Source organism: Mesorhizobium sp. M7A.F.Ca.CA.003.01.2.1 (assembly GCF_003998945.1).
GTDB lineage: Bacteria > Pseudomonadota > Alphaproteobacteria > Rhizobiales > Rhizobiaceae > Mesorhizobium > Mesorhizobium ciceri.
The window spans coordinates 1-1831 of record NZ_RZRA01001048.1 but is presented as its reverse complement, the minus strand read 5'-3'; the positions used below and the strand labels follow the sequence as shown (position 1 = coordinate 1831).

The window sequence follows — 1831 nt, the reverse complement described above, 5'->3', positions numbered from 1 at the left end:
AAGAATTCCATCGACAGCGTGTCATAGTCGGGGTCGAAGCTGGGCTGGTCCCAGCGTTCGCAAAACTGGTCGCAATCGTCGAAATAAGCATGGCCGGCAAAGCGGTCGCGGGCGTGGCGGTTGCCGCCGAGATGATGGGCATAATAGAGCCGCTGGAAGTCGCCATGCTTTTCCACCACCCAAGTGCATTGCTCGCGCACGAAAGGTTTCAGGATCGAAGCGGCATATTCGTCGTGATTGTAAGGCGCATAGATGTCGCCGATGTCGTGCAGCAGCGCGCAAGCGATCCAGTCGGTGTCTGCGCCGTCGCGCCAGGCACGTGTCGCTGCCTGCAGCGAATGGCCGAGCCGGGTGATCTTGTAGCCGGAAAGACCCGCGTCGAGCTGCACCAGCGCGTCGAGCAGCCGCTCGCCGGTCCTGGCCGCATAGTCGATTTCATGCGCGGTCAGGAACTCGTAGTCGTCCCGGTCGCCATCCTTCATCGCGGTGAATTTTACGGTAGTCATGCCGACCCTCCCGACGAATAATTATGCCGCGATCGGCGCCCGCTTGGTGAGGTTGAGCTTCTGCCGTACCTCTTCCGGTCCAAGGATTCTGGCGCCGAGATTGGTGACGATGCTGGCGGCGCGCTCGACCAGCTGTGCATTGGTGGCCAGCACGCCCTTGTCGAGCCACAGATTGTCCTCCAGCCCGACGCGGACATTGCCGCCGGCCAGCACCGCCGCCGCGGCATAAGCCATCTGGTTGCGGCCGATGGCGAAGGCCGACCAGTTCCAGGTCGACGGCACATTGTTGACCATGGCCATGAAGGTGTTGAGATCATCAGGCGCACCCCACGGCACGCCCATGCAAAGCTGCACCAGCGCATCCGGGTTGAGCACCTTTTCCTCGACCAGTTGCTTGGCGAACCACAGATGGCCGGTGTCGAAAGCCTCGATCTCCGGCTTGACGCCGAGCGCCGTCATCATGCCGCCCATGGCGCGCAGCATGCCGGGCGTGTTGGTCATGACATAGTCGGCCTCGGCGAAATTCATGGTGCCGCAGTCGAGTGTGCAGATTTCCGGCAGGCATTGGCGCACATGTTCCATGCGGTTGGTGGCACCGCCCATGTCGGTGCCTTTTTCGTTGAGCGGCAGCGGCGCTTCCGGCGATCCGAACACCATGTCGCCGCCCATGCCGGCGGTCAGGTTCAGGATGACGTCGACTTCTGCCGCGCGGATGCGCTCGGTCACTTCGCGGTAGAGATGTACGTCGCGCCTCGGCCTACCGGTCTCGGGATCGCGCACATGGCAATGCACGATGGCGGCGCCCGCCTTGGCCGCATCGATGGCGGAATCCGCGATCTGCTTGGGCGAGCGCGGCACATGCGGGCTGCGGTCCTGCGACCCGCCGGACCCGGTCACGGCACAGGTAATGAAGACCTCACGGTTCATCGCAAGCGGCATGGAACTCTCCTCCGAAAGAAATAGACCTCAACAATGCCCGACTTGCCGGAAACTGTTTTGCGTTTTACGAAGCTTCCATGACGAAAAGCGAAAAACCAACGATCTTTCGCGCCGAGCGCTCGCCGCTTAGGGTGACGCTGCTGGTATTTTCCGGTTCGTCGATCATGTGCGTCGCATCCGCCGTCGATCCACTGCGCGCGGCCAACCGCATCTCCGGCGAGACCCTGTTCGATTTCAAGCTGGTCTCGGTGACCGGCGAGGCTCCAGTCACCACTTGCGGCCTGCCGGTGGCGGTCGGCGGCCGCTTCGATGCGGGCGAGTCGACCGACGTTCTTGTCGTCGTCGCCGGCTTCGGCACCCAGAACTATGCAACCTCGGCTCTGTTG

The 1831-nt window shown here is 62.6% G+C and carries 2 protein-coding genes and 1 pseudogene; 1 reads left to right on the top strand and 2 read right to left on the bottom strand.

Annotated elements, in window-relative coordinates:
* Positions 1–506: HD domain-containing protein (locus tag EN969_RS29450; RefSeq protein ID WP_127419646.1), on the bottom strand; the 506-nt coding region annotated here is incomplete at its 3' end.
* A 21-nt stretch (positions 507–527) separates the two neighbouring features.
* Positions 528–1445, bottom strand: coding sequence for a 3-keto-5-aminohexanoate cleavage protein (locus EN969_RS29445; RefSeq protein ID WP_013528293.1), 918 nt, complete (start codon positions 1443–1445; stop codon positions 528–530).
* 77 nt (positions 1446–1522) lie between these two features.
* Here EN969_RS29445 and EN969_RS29440 point away from each other — a divergent pair.
* Positions 1523–1831 (top strand): annotated as a pseudogene (locus tag EN969_RS29440) (GlxA family transcriptional regulator); the annotation flags it as partial.

Coding starts and splice junctions, on each gene's coding strand:
- EN969_RS29445 (WP_013528293.1), bottom strand. CDS start 1,445: ATGCCGCTTGCGATGAACCGTGAGGTCTTCATTACCTGTGCCGTGACC.